This window comes from Halovenus amylolytica (genome assembly GCA_004015825.1).
GTDB classification, from domain to species: domain Archaea; phylum Halobacteriota; class Halobacteria; order Halobacteriales; family Haloarculaceae; genus Halovenus; species Halovenus amylolytica.
Map to the genome: position 1 here is coordinate 67,824 of SAYS01000018.1, position 15,488 is coordinate 83,311.

The following is a 15,488-nucleotide window of genomic DNA, read 5'->3' on the forward strand; positions in this document are numbered from 1 at the left end:
CATCTATGATAGCTATCGACACTCCGACTGACACCGACGACGGGCTGGATAGGTGCGGACTCGCAGCGACTGCCGAGTTGCAGTCGACAATAGATCACACGCGTGCGGGCAACGGACAGCAGGTGGTGCTCGCATGATCCGGCGCCCGACACGGACAGACTCGATTTTCGCGTTCCTCGCGGGGATCACCGGGCTGGTCGGATCCTTCGCGACGGCCGGCTACACACGGTCGTTCGTCATGCGGCCTGTCGACGAGTTCGTCGTCAACGCCACGCCGGGTGCAATCTCCCAGTACATGATCGAGAACGTCGGCCAGGAAGCTCACTACCTCCACCGCGCGATCTCGATTCTCGTCCTCGTTGGGCTCTTTGGCCTGATCGCGCTGGGTGGCTTCGCGGTCGCCAGACGGCTCGACCAAGCTGTCGCAGGCGTCGTATTCGCGGCACTCGTAAGCTGGGGGCTGACAGTCCTTCTCACGGGTGAACCGCGACTCGCGCTGGGTAGCGCCGTCCCGGTTGCGCTGTTTACGGCTGTCGGAACCGCGCCACGGCCGGCCGAACCCGACCACTCACGGCGGCGTGTACTGGCTGCGAGCGCTGGTGCGGTCGGATTCGCCGGCATTGGAATCGGTGCTGGCAGCACCATCGCTGACAGTGGTCTCGATATCGGTGAGACGGTCCCCGGCGCCGAGGAAGACGAGATCACCGAACAGTTCGAGCAGGCCCGCAGCCAGGAACTCGACGTCGCCAGCGAGGAACTCCCGGGGCTCGTGAGCACCATCGACGGCTTCTTCCGGACGAGCATCTCCGATTTCGATCCGGCCGTGCCCTCCGAGGACTGGGGACTTTCGGTCACCGGCGAGGCCGGGCAGAATACGGAGATCGAGTACGATCAGCTGACCGAGATGTCGGTCGAACACCGGACGATCACGCTACGCTGTGTCGGCGAGAATCTGAACGGCAAGAAGCTCGATACGGCCATCTGGACCGGGACGCCGATCAGTGCGTTACTCGACGAGGTCGATCCCGAAAGCGAGTGTGGCTGTGTGATGCTCCACGGCGAGGACGGTTACTACGTCCAGTTCCCTGTCGACGTGCTGGAAGACGGCTTTCTCGCCTGGGGGATGAACGGTCAGCCACTCCCCCAGAAGAACGGTCACCCCGTGCGCCTGCTCGTTCCGGGTCACTGGGGCGAGACGAACGTCAAGTGGATCGACGAGATCGAACTGCTCGAAGAAGCTGAAGACGGCTACTGGGAAGAGCGCGGCTGGCAGGGGACCGGCCCGGTCAACACCGTCGCCAAACTCTGGGACGAGGGCACTACTGAACTGGACGATGGGCGGTACGAACTGGCCGGCCACGCCTACGCAGGAACGCGTGGTATCGAACGCGTCGAGGTCTCAACTGACGGTGGCGAGACCTGGAACGACGCAGCGCTGTCGGAGTCGTTGCCCGACGAGGACGTCTGGCGCATGTGGCGCTACGAGTTCGAACTGGACGGTAGTCACGAGGTCGTCGTCCGGGCGACCGACGGCACCGGCGAACTCCAGACACAGCGTCGGACGAATCCCTCCCCGAGCGGGGCGACTGGCTGGGTGCGCAAGACCGTTCCCGAATGATGAAACAGAACGCAGACGAGCGCCAGGCGCTGTCTTCGACTGCCAGTAGAGATGTCGAAACGTCTTTGATTACACGGTTTGCACGGACTACACAGCCAATGGAGAAGGCCCTGTGGTACCTGTTCGCTGGCAGCCGTGGCGGGACTAACAGGGTCCGAATCGTCCGCGAACTCGGCGACCGGCCGCGAAACGCGAACGAGCTGGCCGACGAACTGGCAGTCGATTACAACACGATCACCCACCATCTGGACATGCTCAAAGAACACAACGTCGTCGAACCGAGCGACCACGATTACGGGAAGCTGTACTTCCTGACCGACCAGTTCGAACAGCACGAGGAGACGTTCGAACAGATCGCACAGAAGGTGGACTAACGATGGCAATGGAAGGATTCCGGATCGCCGGGATGGCACTGTCGGTGCTCAACGCTGCTCTGCTCGTCGTCCTCCTGTCGGTCTGGGTCCGGAACTACCGGAAGTTCGGCTCGACGATGATTCTGGGACTTGTCGGGTTCAGCGCCGTCCTCCTGCTGGAGAATCTGGTCGCTGTGTTCTTCTTTTTCCGGAGTATGCAGATGCTGTACTCCTCGGACCCACTGGTCGGCCAGGTGGTCGTGGGGATGCGATTGCTCGAACTGGTCGCGATCGCCTTCCTGACCTACGTGACTGTGCAGTAGGGACGTTTCTCCTGTTATCTCTCTCCAAAAGACCGAGTAAACGAAAACTACCACTCGGCGCCGCGTAAGAGTAATACTCTCCCGGCCCCTGAGAATAACCCACATGGATTTGCGTGTCGTCGGACCCGGCCCGTCAGACCCGTTTCTCGGGGCGCGGGATCTCTTCGAGACCGAGCGGGAGCTTCATCGGCCAGTCACCGTCGAGATCGTCGAGGACCCGGACGAACGAACACGGGTGAGTCACACCGATGAGCGCCATCGACTGACGATCTCTCAGCAGGCTGCAACGAGTGCGATGGCCCGCGAACTCGCATTACACGAGTTTGCGCACATGCATCACTACGAGCGAGACCATCCCTCGCACACCCAGTCGATCAAGGAAGTCATCTTTCTCGCGCTCACCGGTCGAACCGTCGAAAAACGGAAGCTGACACACGTTTACCAGATCGCCAACCACATGAAGGATATCTACGCCGACGATATCTGGCTCTCGGTCGCACCTGCGGACAAACTGGTGGACTTCCTCGAATCCAGTCTCGCCAGCGCACTCGCAGACCACCCACCCGAGCAGTTCGCCTGGGGGCGGATGGAGCCCACTCCAGCCGACGGCACCGACGCGGTCGACACCCCCGCCGCTGACCGACCGCCACGCCACACCTCCGTCGCAGATCCGGAGATCACCGCCGTCAACGCGGCTTTCGCGCTCGGGCTGGTCGAACGCCACAACCTCGTCGACGAGCGCCACCGACTGTACGATCTCGCGCACGCGGCAGCCGCCGACGCCCCCGAGATCGATCTCCAGCGGTTCAAACAGCGGTTCCGGTCGCTCGCGGCCGATCCCGACGAGAGCGAGTACCGGAAGACGCTGGTCGACGCGACGCGGGCCTACGCCGGCGGGCAGGGGCCGGCGGCCGACTGACGCTGTAGAGAGCCAAACAACACACATATATCGCTCGGAGAATCGACTGGTGTATGGACGACATCAAACGCAGAGCCACCTACTTCGTTCTCGGAATTACGGCCCTGATCGTCGTCTCTACGTTCGCCTACGACACCGGGATGCGGCTGTTCGAGCCACGTCCGTACCCACCGGAGGATGTCGAGATTTCTCTGTTTCACTCGATGCAGGTCGTCGTCGAGACGTTCACTGCAACGGGCTACGGCTCCGATTCCCCGTGGCTGAGTCCGGAGATGAACGTCATGGTCATGGTGCTGGATCTCACTGGCGTCGCGCTGTTTTTCGTCGGCCTCCCTGCCGTCTTCCTGCCGCTGTTTCAGCGGGCGCTCTCCTCGTCGGTGCCGACAGAGATCGGTGACATATCCGATCACGTCCTGATCTGTACGTACACACCCCGGGCGGAGGTGCTCATCGACGAACTCGAATCGAACGACGTGCCGTACGTGCTCGTCGAACCCGACCGCGGGCGGGCGAGAAACATCGACGACGACGGCTACTCTGTGGTCTATGCTGATCCCGAATCGGTGTCCGACCTCGAACAGCTGAATATCTCGACAGCGAGGGCGCTGGTCGCCGATAGCTCCGACCGGGTCGACGCCAGTATCGTGCTCGCGGCGAAAGAAGCGGCCGAACGTACCCGTGTGGTAAGCGTCGTCGAGGAGCCGGAATACGAGCCGTATCACTGGCTTGCGGGCGCAGACGAGGTTCTCTCACCACGGGAGCTGCTCGGACAGAGCCTCGCGGGGAAACTCACGACCGACATCTCCATGCACGAGGAGGATATGGTTTCGCTGAACGGCAATCTCGACATTCTCGAGATTCCGATCCGACACGGGAGCGAATTCGTCGGGCAGACACTCGCCGAGAGCAGTCTCCGCGACCGCTACGGCGTCAACGTCGTCGGCGCGTGGTACCAGGGTGAGTTCGAGGCACCCCCGGATCCGGAGCAGCCACTCAGCCCCGGGACGATCATGCTCGTCGTCGGTGACGAGACAAGCCTCGAACGGTTCAACGCCGAAACGCGCGTCCCGGCCCGTCGGTTCCGCCGGGGCAAGACGATCATCCTCGGCTACGGCGAGGTCGGACGGCAGGTGACTGCCACCCTTTCCGAGGCAGATCTCCCGTATACGGTCGTCGACCGCAGCGGCGGTGAGGCGATCGACATCGTCGGCGACGCGACCGATCCGGACGTCCTCCGGGAGGCGGGGGTTCCGGATGCACGCTCGGTCGTCCTCGCGATTCCGGACGATACGTCGACCGAGTTCGCGACCCTCGTCACCAGAGACCTCAACGACTCTGCAGAGATCATCGCTCGCTCCGACAGCGTCGAAGCGATCAGGAAGACCTACCGCGCGGGCGCCGATTACGTCCTCTCGCTCGCGACTGTGAGCGGTCGCTCTATCGCGTCGGCAGTGCTGGAGAGCGAAGATATCCTGGCCGTCGACACCAACGTCGATATCATTCGGACGACGGCGACCAGACTCGCCGGGGAGACACTCGCCAACGCCCAGATCCGCGAACGGACGGGCTGTACCGTCGTCGCTGTCGAGCGAAACGGTGACCTGCTAACTGATCTCGGGGCCGGCTTTCGGATCCGAACGGACGACGAACTGATCCTCGCTGGCACAGACAAAGGGACGAACCGCTTCGTCGAACTGTTCTGTTGAACTGCGTGCCCGGATAGCGAGAGAACGCTGCACTTTCATTGATCGAATCTGAACAGGGAGACGAATGTATATCGTCATCGTCGGAGCCGGTGATACAGGAGTCCCCCTCATCGAGATTGCGACGGCCGATGGCAACGAGGTTGTCGTCGTCGAACGCGACAGCGACCGGGCTGAAAAGGCGTCGAGAGAGTTCGACTGCCTGGTTATCAACGATGACGCGACCTCGAAAGAGACGCTCAAGGACGCCGGTATCGACCGTGCGGATGCACTCATCTCGACGACCGATCAGGATGCGACGAACATCATGGTCTGTCTGCTGGCCCAGGAGCTAGAGGTTCCGAATATCGTCTCGGTCGTCAACAACCCCGAACACATGGATCTGTACCGCCAGATTGGCGTCAACACGATGGAAAACCCACAGCGACTCATCGCTGAATACCTGTATCGGGCGGTCAGACGGCCGTCGATCGTCGATTTCATGCGGATCGGCGAAGACGCCGAGGTGTTCGAAATCATTGTCGAATCGGATGCACCGATCGCCGGCAAGACGCTGATGGAAGCAAACGAAGACGGACTGCTCGGTGACGAAATGCTGATCGTCGCTATCGAGCGCGACAGTGAGGATCATCCGATCACCCCGCGCGGAAACACACGTATCGAGGCAGGCGATCTGGTCACTGTCTATTCGGGGAAGGGGACGACACCGGACGTGACAGATATCTTCGGTCACACCGAGGACCACAACTGATATGCCACGACGGAACGGCGGTCTGCTCCCGACTGACCTGCGTATCATCGCCCGAGATATTGGTTCGCTCCTGTTGATGGAGGCCGGGCTGATGGTCATTACGACCGTCGTTGCGCTCGGATTCCGGGAGCTATACCCCGCCATGGGGTTCCTCATCGCTGGTGGTATCACTGCCGCAGTCGGCGGACTGGCCTACCGTGGGTTCGCCGACGCTCCGAACCCTCGGATGAAACACGGGATGGTCATCGCCGCCGGGGGGTGGTTCATGGTCGCCACGTTCGGTGCGCTCCCCTTCTTTCTGACTGCCTGGCTCACGCCGCCGGCGGTGATGGAGACGTTCGTGCCTGCGGGGATGGAGACAGCGTCCTGGGAGCCAATCGAGGTCGGCAGTACGACGACCCTCTCCAGTCTGGCGTACTTCCGGAATCCGCTGCATGCCTTCTTCGAGAGCATGAGTGGCTGGACTGGAAGCGGGTTGACGATGGCGATCCACGAACCCTCGCTCCCACGGGCGATCCAGTGGTGGCGAAGCTTCATCCAGTGGGTCGGCGGTGTCGGTGTGATCGTGCTGACCGTCTCGATTCTCGCACGACCCGGGAGCGGGAGCTACGCACTCTACCAGAGTGAAGCCCGCGAGGAGAAGATCCACCCCTCGGTCATCTCGACGGTCCGGACGGTCTGGAAACTCGTCGTCGGGTACACGCTGCTTTCGTTTGTCCTGTTGTTCGCGGCGATCCGTGCGAGTGAGTTCGGGAGCAACCTGCCGCTGTGGGAGGCCGCCTGGCAGGCGCTCAACCACGCGATGACTGGACTCACGACCGGCGGATTCTCCGTCACCGACAACTCGATTGCGACGTACAACTCCCCGCTGGTCGAGGCTGTACTGTTACCGATCATGATTCTCGGCGCGATCGCGTTCCCTGTCCACTACATCGTGCTTCGTGATCGGGACCTCGGCGAACTGCTCTCGGATCTGCAGACCCGCTGGCTGTTCATCTTGCTCGCACTGGGGGTCGTGGTCCTCTCGATCCAGAACGTCATCTCTGTCCCGGAGACATCCGGTGCGTTCGCTACCCAGTCGTTTCTCCCCGTTTCGGTGCCGACGTTCGACTGGGCAGAACTGGATGCAGTGCGGGATTCGACGTTCCAGTGGGTGAGTGCGCTGACCTGTACCGGCTTCCAGTCGGCACCGATCGGCCGCTGGCTCGCCGGCGGAAAAGTGATGATCGTCGGTGCGATGACGCTCGGGGGTGCAGCTGGTTCCACTGTTGGCGGCATCAAACTCATCCGTGGCTATACGATCGCTCGCGGGATCATCTGGCAGTTCTCACGGGTTTTTCTTCCGAAAAACGCGGTGATCACCGCGCGAATCGGCGACCGGACACTCGACCGCCAGACGATGGAACGCGAGTTCAGTGAGGCAGCCATCGTCACCATCCTCTGGTTGCTCGTTCTCGTCACGAGCAGTCTCGTCCTCGTCAACGTCGCCGGTCCGGGCTTCGACTACGCGGACGCGCTGTTCGAGGTCGCCAGCGCACAGGGCAACGTCGGACTCTCGTCCGGTATTACTGGCCCGTCGATGTCACCACTCGCGGAAGGGATGTTCGTACTGAACATGTGGGTCGGGCGACTGGAGATCATCCCGGTTCTCGTCTTCCTCCGGGCACTGCTGTACGGACTCGATCCATGAACTGTGGACCGACTCCTTCGTCCGCTACTCCTCGGTTACTTTCCCCATAAATTTCCAGTGTGTCTTCGTTCCTCCCTCCGGTCGTGGCTCCTCCTCGACGTGGTAGAGATACGGTCCGTGTGGACAGTCCTCGCACTCCTCCGTACAGGTCACCGTCTTCACGACTTCGGTGTACCCTTCGTGTTCGTTCACACGAATAATGTCTTCTCCGGTTCCTGGCTCGACTGGTGAGGCTGCCTCGTCGTGTGACTGGAGTAGTTCCTGTGCGTGAATGATTACGATCCGGAGTTCTTCGTCCGTGAGCTGTTGTAAATCCGACACGATCTTGTCGGGCAGCCCGTCTGGCGGTGTGGGCAACTCGGAGTCAGAAGTCATGTCTCGAAGTTCGTTCCGGGTATATTTAATACACCTGCTAATTCGACAGTCACACAGGATAGTTCGCGGCCTGTTCGGTTCGATCACCGACGGCCGAACAGTCGCTCCCAGAGTGATCGGGCAGTCGGTCGCTCGGTTAGCAACACCGGTGTTTCGAGTCGATCGATCGTATCGAAGACCAGTGAGCCCCGAACGATACGGGAGAGTAGTCCACGTTCCGTCGCGCCGATGATCACCAGGCTGTACCCCTCACCCATCTGCTCGATCGCCGTCTCGACGTCGCCCGTTTCGACGAGCATCTCTGCGTCTCCGAGCTGGTGGTCTGTTCCCCACTCGGTGAGGAACTCCCGACCACTGGCTTCTTCGCCCTCGTCGACGACGTGCAACAGAGAGACATCCACGCCGAGCGTATCCCGCAGGGCGCGGGCAATCTCCGCGGAGAGATCCGAGGAGCGGCCGCCGGCGGTCGGGACGAGCACGTCGGAGAGATCGAGATCCTGTCCGTCGAGGACGAGGAAATCACAGGGGAGATCGTGCGTCAACTCGTCGAGTGTTCCCTCGGCACGCCCGCCGGCGAAGCGTGCGCCGCCGTAGCCCATCACCACCGTGTCGGCGTCGTTCGACCGTGCTGCGTCGAAGACTTCCTCGAAGCCCCGGTGTGAGAGGATCGTCTTCGTCTCGATTGGCACGTCGAACTCCCCTGCATCCGCCTTCGCGGCCGTGAGCAGCTTCTCCGAAGCGGTGTCGAGTTGCTCGCGGTTCTCCGAAGCAGTTTCCAGTGACGTCTGATCCGGTACCGTCACGATGTGTGTCGCGAGTACCCGCCCACCCTCGTGTTTCGCCAGCGCACCGGCGAGCGTGATGAGCGAACTCTCGGTGCGTGGGTTCGACAGTGCGACCATGATCGTCGGCCCATCGTTTCCGTCCGGAGCGACCGCGTCGGCGGCACCGACGACCTGATCCGGCAGTTCGTCTTCTCGACTTCGGATGTACTCCGAGAGCACTCCCTGCTGAGGTGTCTTGTTCCGTGCGTAGAGAAAGTACCACACCAGTGCAGCGACGACGAAGCCGCCGGAGAGTGCGATCTCGATCGCGTCCATAAAGGCCACGAGTCCGAGTGACAACACTGCGCCGAGGATCGGGGTGATCGGGTACAGTGGCACCGTGAAATCGGGGTCGTACTCCGGCACGTCGGCCTCCCGGAAGACGATCAGTGCCACGTTCATCAGCGCGTAGACGATGAGATGCAAGACGCTGGCTGCCTTCGCGAGAATCTCGATATCACGGCCGAGTGCGGCAATAAAGACGATGATGAGCGCGCCAGTGACGAGAATCGACCGGTAGGGTGTCGCGTAGTTGGGATGGATCTCGTTGAGCCAGTTGGTGACGATTTTGTCCCGACCCATCGCGAAGTTGATGCGTGCCGATGCGAGAATCGAGGCGTTCGCCGAGGAGGCCGTCGCGAGGAGTGCACCGACGGTCATGACTGCGCCGGCGGCGGCAGCCACACCGCCGATCGTGGGTAGTGGCCCCGGAAGGCTGATCGAGGCGGGAAAGGATACTTCGGCTGCCTGCGCGACCGGCGCATCCAGACTCAGGTCGGGCCACGGGATCACGCCGAGCATCGTCGTCACGAGGATCGCGTAGATGACAGTCACGATCCCGACACTGCCGATGATCGCAATCGGGAGATTTCGACCCGGATTTTTCAACTCCTCCGCGACAGTGGCGATTTTCGCGTAGCCGAGAAAGGAGACGAACACGAGTGCTGTCGCCGGAAGAATCGCGTTCGTTCCGAAGGGTGCGAGGCCGTCTTCACCGGCGAGTGTCGCATAATCGAACGAAGCGAAGCCTGCAATCGCGAAGACGGTCAGAATCGAGAGCAGAATAAAGACGATCACTGTCTGGACGCCACCGGTCTCCTTCGCGCCGATGTAGTTGACAGCGACGAATATGAGGCCGGCAAAGAGGGCCCCGATCTGGATCGGGCTGAGAAAGGCGATTTCCGGAAGGGGGACGAACTCGGCCAGATACTGCCCGAATCCGATACAGTAAAACGCCGAGGCGAAAGCCAGCCCCATCCAGTCGCCCATCCCGGCAATCGAGCCGAACATCGGTCCGAGCGCTTTGTTGATGTAGAAGTAGCCGCCGCCGGCTTTCGGCATCGCCGTCCCGAGTTCGGAGACCGAGAGGGCGTTGACCATCGCGATCAGCCCGCCGACGACGAAAGAGACGACCACGACCGGTCCGGCGGTATTCGCAGCGACGCCGGGCAAGACGAAGATCCCGGCACCGATCATCGTCCCGATTCCGATCGTCATCGCCGACACGAGGCCAAGGTCTTTGGCCAGTTCTTCGTCACTCATTCTGCTGTGTCGCCGCGCGGGAGCGCAATTACGGGCCGATCGGATTCCGTCACGAGTTTCAGGGAGAGATCACCGGAGAGAAACTGCATGAGTCGATTCCCACCGCGGGCGCGGTACGCAATCGCGCTCGCGTCGACCTCGTCGGCTGCGTCGAGGATCGCACCGACGATATCCCGAGCGTACGCCGTGTGCTCGTCGGCATCGGGAAACACCGCCCGGACTGCAGCGTACGATTCGGCAGCAATCTCCTCCGATTGTTCGACGGGCGTCTTGTCGGGGACACCCTCGCCTTTCTCGACGACGTGCAGTGCTGTGACGCGCTCTGGCGCGTACGGTTCGAGCGCGGTTGCCGTCGCCAGTGCATCCTCCTCGTGTGCAACCGGCAGGAGCACGTGTGCGAGCAGATCCTGGTTTTGATCCTCGGAGCCACTGGTCATATTGGCTAAGAAGTCCGCCATCCGTTATGAATGTGTATGTCTGAATCCCTCACGAGGATTCTATTTAAATACTGTCTACAGGTTCTGTCAGGATTCGATGACCGTCTTCTCAGGTTCCCGCATGACTGCCGACCGGTTCGTCGTCGAATCTTTCCGCACCGTGACGAGGTCGTCGGCCGCACCGACGAGTTCGTCGTCGTGGCTCACGACGAGGATCTGCTCGACACCCCGATCACGCATCGAGTCGACGAGTTCGACCAGTTGGGTGACGTGGCCCGAATCCAGAAATACCGTCGGCTCGTCGAGGATGAGCGGCGGCATCGGGGCTGTCCCCTCGATCCCCTCCGCGAGCAGCTGGTAGATCGCACAGCGCAGGCTCAGGTTGAAGATGGCTCGCTCGCCGCCGGAGAGCTGGTCTGGATCGAGCGTTTCGCCGTCTTTCTGGTAGATCGTCAGCCGGTACTCGCCGTCGAGTTCGATCCGCGAGTAGGTGTCGTTCTCGTAGACCAGATCAAAGGTTTCGTTGAGCATCCGCTCCAGTGTGGTGACGTTCTGCCGGCGCAGCTCTGCCCGGAGCTGGCCGTACATCTCCTCTAGATCCGCCGTCTCGCTGTGCAACGATTCCAGCCGATCGAGTGTCGCTTCGATCTCCTCGCGGCGGTCCCGGAACTCCGCGAGCTGTTCGAGTTCGTTCTCGACGGCACCGATCCGTTCCTGCAGGCTCGACTTTCGTTCGTCGAGCTGTTCCAGTTTCTCGGTCACCCCATCGAGATACTCGACAGCATTCTGTTTCTCCTCGCGAGCCGTCTCGATCCGATCCTCGTCGAACTCCTCGCGGAGTTCCTCGCGCCGGTCGCGTTTCTCGGCCAGCCGTTCCCGGCGTTCGTCGTTGATCGACTCCTTTTCGGCGCGCTGCTGGCGGATCGTCTCTATCTCCTCGGTCAGGTCTTCGATCTTAGCTCTCAGCTCTGTCAGCGCTTCGAGGTCGTCGAGGCAGTCCGATAGCTCGCTTTTTTCCTGATTGTGCTCCCCGATCGCTTCCTGACACTCCGTGACACGCTCCGCGGCGCTGGCCGCATCCTCCCGTTTCTGTTCGGCCTCCTCGGTCGCCTCCGCGGCCGTCTCGCGCAACGTTTCGATTCGCTGTTCTTTCTCCTCGATTCCGGACTCCCGCTCGTCGAGCAGTTGTTCGAGATTGTCCCGGTTGGATTCGAGCCGTTCGACGGTCTCCTCACACTCGACGAGCTCCTCGGCACGGTCGCGTTTCTCTTGCAGTTCAGTCTCGCGTTCGTCCAACTCTTCGAGTTCGGCGTCGAGTTCCCCGACCCGTTCCCGGTGGTCGTCGATCGCATCGACGTGTGGCGACTCCTCGACTGGCTGCCCACACTCCGGACATTTCCCTTCCGCCAGCAACGACTCCGCTTCCTCGACGCGCTCGCGTTCACTCTCAAGCGTTGCCGCGCGTTCTGCCCGCGTTTCCCGGAGTTCGCTCAACTCCTCTGCGATCGACTCCTGATGGTCGCGTACCTCCCCGAACTCGATCGGCGCGTCCTCGAACGCTTCGCGGTTCGTTTCGATTCGATCGCCCATCTCCTCGATCTCGCTTCGCTTTTGTTCGATCTTCTTCCGTGCCGATTCGACCTCGCTTTCGAGTTCCTCGGCCTGCTCGCGGGCCTCCGCAGCCTGGCTTTCGAGTTCCTCGGCCTGCTCGAGCAACGACGATTCGTCGCTGTCGTGTTCCTGTTTCTCGACGCTTTTCTCCCTGATCTGTTCGGTCAACGCCTCGATTTCGGTCTCGATCTCGTCGATCCGTGCCTCGATCCCGTCGTCGGTCATCTCCTCGCTGACGCCGTCCAGTCGTTCGGTCAGTGTCTCGCGTCGCTTTTTTGCCTCGGATCGATCCGTCCGTTTCGAGTCGAGCCTGTCGGCCAACTCCTCACGAGTGTGCTCGGTCTCCTGAATTCGTTCGCGGAGATCCTCGATATCTTCCTCGACAGCCGCCAGTTCCTCGCGTTTGTCCTCGAACTCGTCGATGATCGACTGGGCCTGATCCCGCGTCTGTTCGGCGTTTGTGCGGTTTGCTTCGAACCGGTCGATGCCCGCTTTCACGTCGTCGAGTTTTTCCTGCAACTCGTTTCGGGTGGCGTGGAGATTCTTCGCTTCTTTGGCTTCGATCTGCTCGTCGAGTTCGCGCAGCGCGCCCTGTTTGTCGTCGCGGACGCGACCGACACCGACGCGGGCGTCACTCGCACGCTCGCGGTACTCCTCCAGTTTGCCCAGTTGCAGGAGGTCGTCGATCATATCCTGGCGGACCGACGGCGAGGCATTGATCAGCTTGTTGACCTCGCCCTGGCGGACGTACGCGCAGTTGACGAAGGCCTCGGTGTCCATCCGGAGCAGTTCTGTCACCCGGTTACGCACGTCGGTCGCCCCCTCGACGATCTCCTCGGGGCCTTCGAGGATACACTCTGCCGTCCGTGCGCTCCCGTCCCGGACGCGCAATCGCCGGAGAATCTCGTAAGATTTCCCGTCGTGGGTAAACTCCAGTTCGACCCGCGTCTCCTCGGCACCGATGGTGACGATCTCGTCGAGGGTCTTCTCCAGGGCTTTCGAGCCGTACAGTGCGAAAAAGCAAGCCTCCAGCAGCGAGGATTTCCCGCTGCCGTTCAGCCCGTGGATGACTGTCACGCCCGGATTGAGTCGAACGTCAGTCTCCTCGTAGCATTTGAAATTCTCCAGCCTGATCCGGTCGAATCTCATAGATAATCCTCCATCGTAACCTGGCTCTCCCCATCTGTCTGCGTCTCCGCTGCCTGTGTCTCGCCAGCAGTGTCGCTCTCGACACCGCCAGCCTCGTTCCGGTCGGCCGTCTGGAAGGCCCCCTGATCGGCGTCGTCGAGGAACTCCTGGACCCGCCGTTCGACCGTATCCGCGACGTTCGAGTCCGCGACTTTGCTCGCCCGGATGGTTTCGTCGAGATCACGGGCGGCAGGGCTCAATCCCATCTCCTCGATACGGCTCCGGACCGCCTCGTCGGGATCGGCGAAGGAGACCTCCACATCTGTTTCTTCCTCGAACTCCCGCTGGTCGTTGACGCGGGTGACGAGCGCGCCGCGGTCGTCTGCGTACTCCTCGATCCCGGCGGGCATCACCGGGCTTCCATCGCCGGTGATCCTGACGATCACGACCGAATCGTCGAGGTCGTACTCGTCGATGCGCTCGCGGACGCGTTCGCTCCCCTCGCCGGCTTCGAGCTCCACGTCGACGAAGACAAACTCGCGTGTCTCGATCCCGCGACGGCGGATATCCACCCCGTCGCCGAACTCGATCAGGTTGTACCCACGGTCGTCGCGTTCGGCCGCGCTCGCACGCTCGGTCGAACCACAGTAGGTGAGCCACGTCCCGTCGAGCTGTTTGGTCTTCGCCTCGTGGTCGTCGCCGACGAGCATCGCGTCGAATTCGATGTTCGCCCCGTCGAGAATCTCGCGGGCGTCCCAGTCGCCGTGGTCGAAGGGTTCGAACAGGCCGTGTGAGACCAGCGCCGCGCTGTCGGCGTCGTGGGTCTCGAACTCGTAGTCGAGGTCCCCCCGCTGTGATCGTGGGACGAAATCAAGCCCGTAGAACGCGACGTCGTCGACGACGACCGACTGTTCGCCGAGTCGCGTCGCCAGTCCCATCGATTCGAAGAGATCGAGCCACTGCTCGGAGCGTTTCGATTCGTGGTTGCCGACGATCGCGAGAAACGGGATATCGGCATCGTCGAGTGTTCTGAGAATCGAGAGTGCACCCATGATATCGCCGAGTCGCGGCTGGCGGTCGTGGAACAGATCGCCAGCGTGGACGACAGCATCGACATCGTCCGCGACGGCATCGGCAGTGACCTGCTCGAACGCCGCCCGGAAATCCTCGCGGCGCTCGGCGAGGTGGTACTGCTGGTAGCCCAGATGGGTGTCCCCCGTGTGGAGTATCCGCGTCATGTCGGGGACGTATGTCGTCGTCCGGTAAATGCGTTCGCAGAGGAGGGTGAAAGTGAAATCCCGAACTTACGACGACTCTCGGTCACGTCGGCTATTCAGTCCCGGACGACGGCGATCGGTGTCGTCGTGTGGTCGTCGATGTACTCGTAGACTGGACTGAACAGGCGGCCGTCAGCAGGCTGGCCCGTCACGACGATATTGTGACCTCGTGCTTTCTCGGCGATCGCGGATTTTGCATCGTCCGTAACTTCGACAGTCGTCTCGATATCAGCCTCGGTGAACTGGCCGTCGAGCAGTGTTTCTTCGACAGAATCGAGCATCTGCTCGGCCGATTCGACACTCCTCTCGTCAGCTGTTGCGTGATACAGCTCCAGTACGAAGATATCCGCCACGTCGAACAGACTCACGAAATCGACAATCTGCCGTTCGTGACGGTCGTCACGCATCGGGACGAGGATATTGTTGAACGCGGTCAGGTTGTCGGCGATGAGAACGACGTCGCAGTCAGTTTCGTCGCTGATCCTGTTCTGGAGTTCACGGTTGTCTGTATCACCTGGGCCGAAATATAACTCGATCTCGGTCGATGCGCCCGCACGACTGAACGCCGCGGCCATCTCGTAGAGGACTGCTTCGGCTTCGGTCTCGTGACTCTCGCGTGCTACCTCTGGTGTCGTGTTTTCCGGTATCTTCCAGTAGCCGAACAGCTCGATATCGAAATTTTCGAGCCCTGTAATCGACGAATCACTCAGTGGATGCAGTGCCGGATCCGGGAAGATGACGGGGAGCAGTACTGTCTGTCTGGACATCGACCTGTTCGTCTGTCTCTCTCGGACGAGAAAATAGCTATCGACATCCCACCTTTTTCTGCGTCGGGTTCGCGCAGAGCGCGAACCGCTCCTTGAAAAACGTGGTATTTGCGAGCGAAGCGAGCAAATGCTCGTCAGAGCTTGCTCTGACGGTGGTGAAAAAGGCTCGG

Annotated in this window: 14 protein-coding genes; 8 read left to right on the top strand and 6 right to left on the bottom strand. The window is 61.4% G+C overall.

Annotation, left to right across the window (positions count from 1 at the left end):
* Positions 1–5 precede the first annotated feature (5 nt).
* The 8 genes from EOW68_RS18865 (at position 6) to EOW68_RS14340 (ending at position 7,357) form a co-directional block, all read left to right on the top strand.
* A complete protein-coding gene (locus EOW68_RS18865) occupies positions 6–137 on the top strand; it encodes a hypothetical protein (RefSeq protein WP_431358949.1) in 132 nt (43 codons plus the stop codon).
* Positions 134–1,618 (top strand): molybdopterin-dependent oxidoreductase, encoded by a 1,485-nt coding sequence (locus EOW68_RS14310; RefSeq protein ID WP_128225846.1) that lies wholly within the window; start codon positions 134–136, stop codon positions 1,616–1,618. Before EOW68_RS18865 ends, EOW68_RS14310 begins: the two co-directional genes overlap by 4 nt.
* A gap of 98 nt (positions 1,619–1,716) precedes the next feature.
* The gene (locus EOW68_RS14315; RefSeq protein ID WP_128225847.1) at positions 1,717–1,992 is read left to right on the top strand and encodes an ArsR/SmtB family transcription factor; all 276 of its coding nucleotides are present in this window, start codon (positions 1,717–1,719) and stop codon (positions 1,990–1,992) included.
* Positions 1,993–1,994: 2 nt separating this feature from the next.
* Entirely contained in the window at positions 1,995–2,294 is a 300-nt protein-coding gene (locus EOW68_RS14320) for a DUF8036 family membrane protein (protein ID WP_128225848.1), read from the top strand.
* A gap of 103 nt (positions 2,295–2,397) precedes the next feature.
* Complete coding sequence (locus EOW68_RS14325) at positions 2,398–3,213, top strand: DUF5781 family protein (RefSeq protein WP_128225849.1); 816 nt, start codon at positions 2,398–2,400, stop codon at positions 3,211–3,213.
* A gap of 53 nt (positions 3,214–3,266) precedes the next feature.
* Positions 3,267–4,919 (top strand): potassium channel family protein, encoded by a 1,653-nt coding sequence (locus EOW68_RS14330; protein ID WP_128225850.1) that lies wholly within the window; start codon positions 3,267–3,269, stop codon positions 4,917–4,919.
* A 64-nt stretch (positions 4,920–4,983) separates the two neighbouring features.
* Positions 4,984–5,667: a potassium channel family protein gene (locus EOW68_RS14335; protein ID WP_128225851.1), complete on the top strand. Its 684-nt coding sequence runs from the start codon at positions 4,984–4,986 to the stop codon at positions 5,665–5,667.
* 1 nt (position 5,668) lies between these two features.
* Positions 5,669–7,357: a potassium transporter TrkG gene (locus tag EOW68_RS14340; protein ID WP_128225852.1), complete on the top strand. Its 1,689-nt coding sequence runs from the start codon at positions 5,669–5,671 to the stop codon at positions 7,355–7,357.
* A 24-nt stretch (positions 7,358–7,381) separates the two neighbouring features.
* On the opposite strand, the gene EOW68_RS14345 is transcribed toward EOW68_RS14340, so the two are convergent.
* The 6 genes from EOW68_RS14345 to EOW68_RS14370 all read right to left on the bottom strand — a co-directional run bounded on the left by EOW68_RS14345 (position 7,382) and on the right by EOW68_RS14370 (position 15,318).
* Positions 7,382–7,732 carry a hypothetical protein gene (locus EOW68_RS14345; protein WP_128225853.1) on the bottom strand — a complete coding sequence of 117 codons (351 nt, stop codon included), beginning with the start codon at positions 7,730–7,732 and terminating at the stop codon, positions 7,382–7,384.
* Positions 7,733–7,815: 83 nt separating this feature from the next.
* A complete protein-coding gene (locus EOW68_RS14350; protein WP_128225854.1) occupies positions 7,816–10,098 on the bottom strand; it encodes an amino acid permease in 2,283 nt (760 codons plus the stop codon).
* Complete coding sequence (locus EOW68_RS14355) at positions 10,095–10,535, bottom strand: universal stress protein (protein WP_128225855.1); 441 nt, start codon at positions 10,533–10,535, stop codon at positions 10,095–10,097. The genes EOW68_RS14350 and EOW68_RS14355 overlap by 4 nt, the downstream gene beginning before the upstream one ends.
* Before the next feature lie 87 nt (positions 10,536–10,622).
* Positions 10,623–13,295 (bottom strand): DNA double-strand break repair ATPase Rad50, encoded by a 2,673-nt coding sequence (rad50, locus tag EOW68_RS14360; RefSeq protein ID WP_128225856.1) that lies wholly within the window; start codon positions 13,293–13,295, stop codon positions 10,623–10,625.
* Positions 13,292–14,512 (bottom strand): DNA double-strand break repair protein Mre11, encoded by a 1,221-nt coding sequence (mre11, locus tag EOW68_RS14365; protein ID WP_128225857.1) that lies wholly within the window; start codon positions 14,510–14,512, stop codon positions 13,292–13,294. Before mre11 ends, rad50 begins: the two co-directional genes overlap by 4 nt.
* 95 nt (positions 14,513–14,607) lie before the next feature.
* Positions 14,608–15,318, bottom strand: a complete 711-nt coding sequence (locus EOW68_RS14370; protein WP_128225858.1) for a universal stress protein — start codon at positions 15,316–15,318, stop codon at positions 14,608–14,610.
* Positions 15,319–15,488 lie beyond the last annotated feature (170 nt).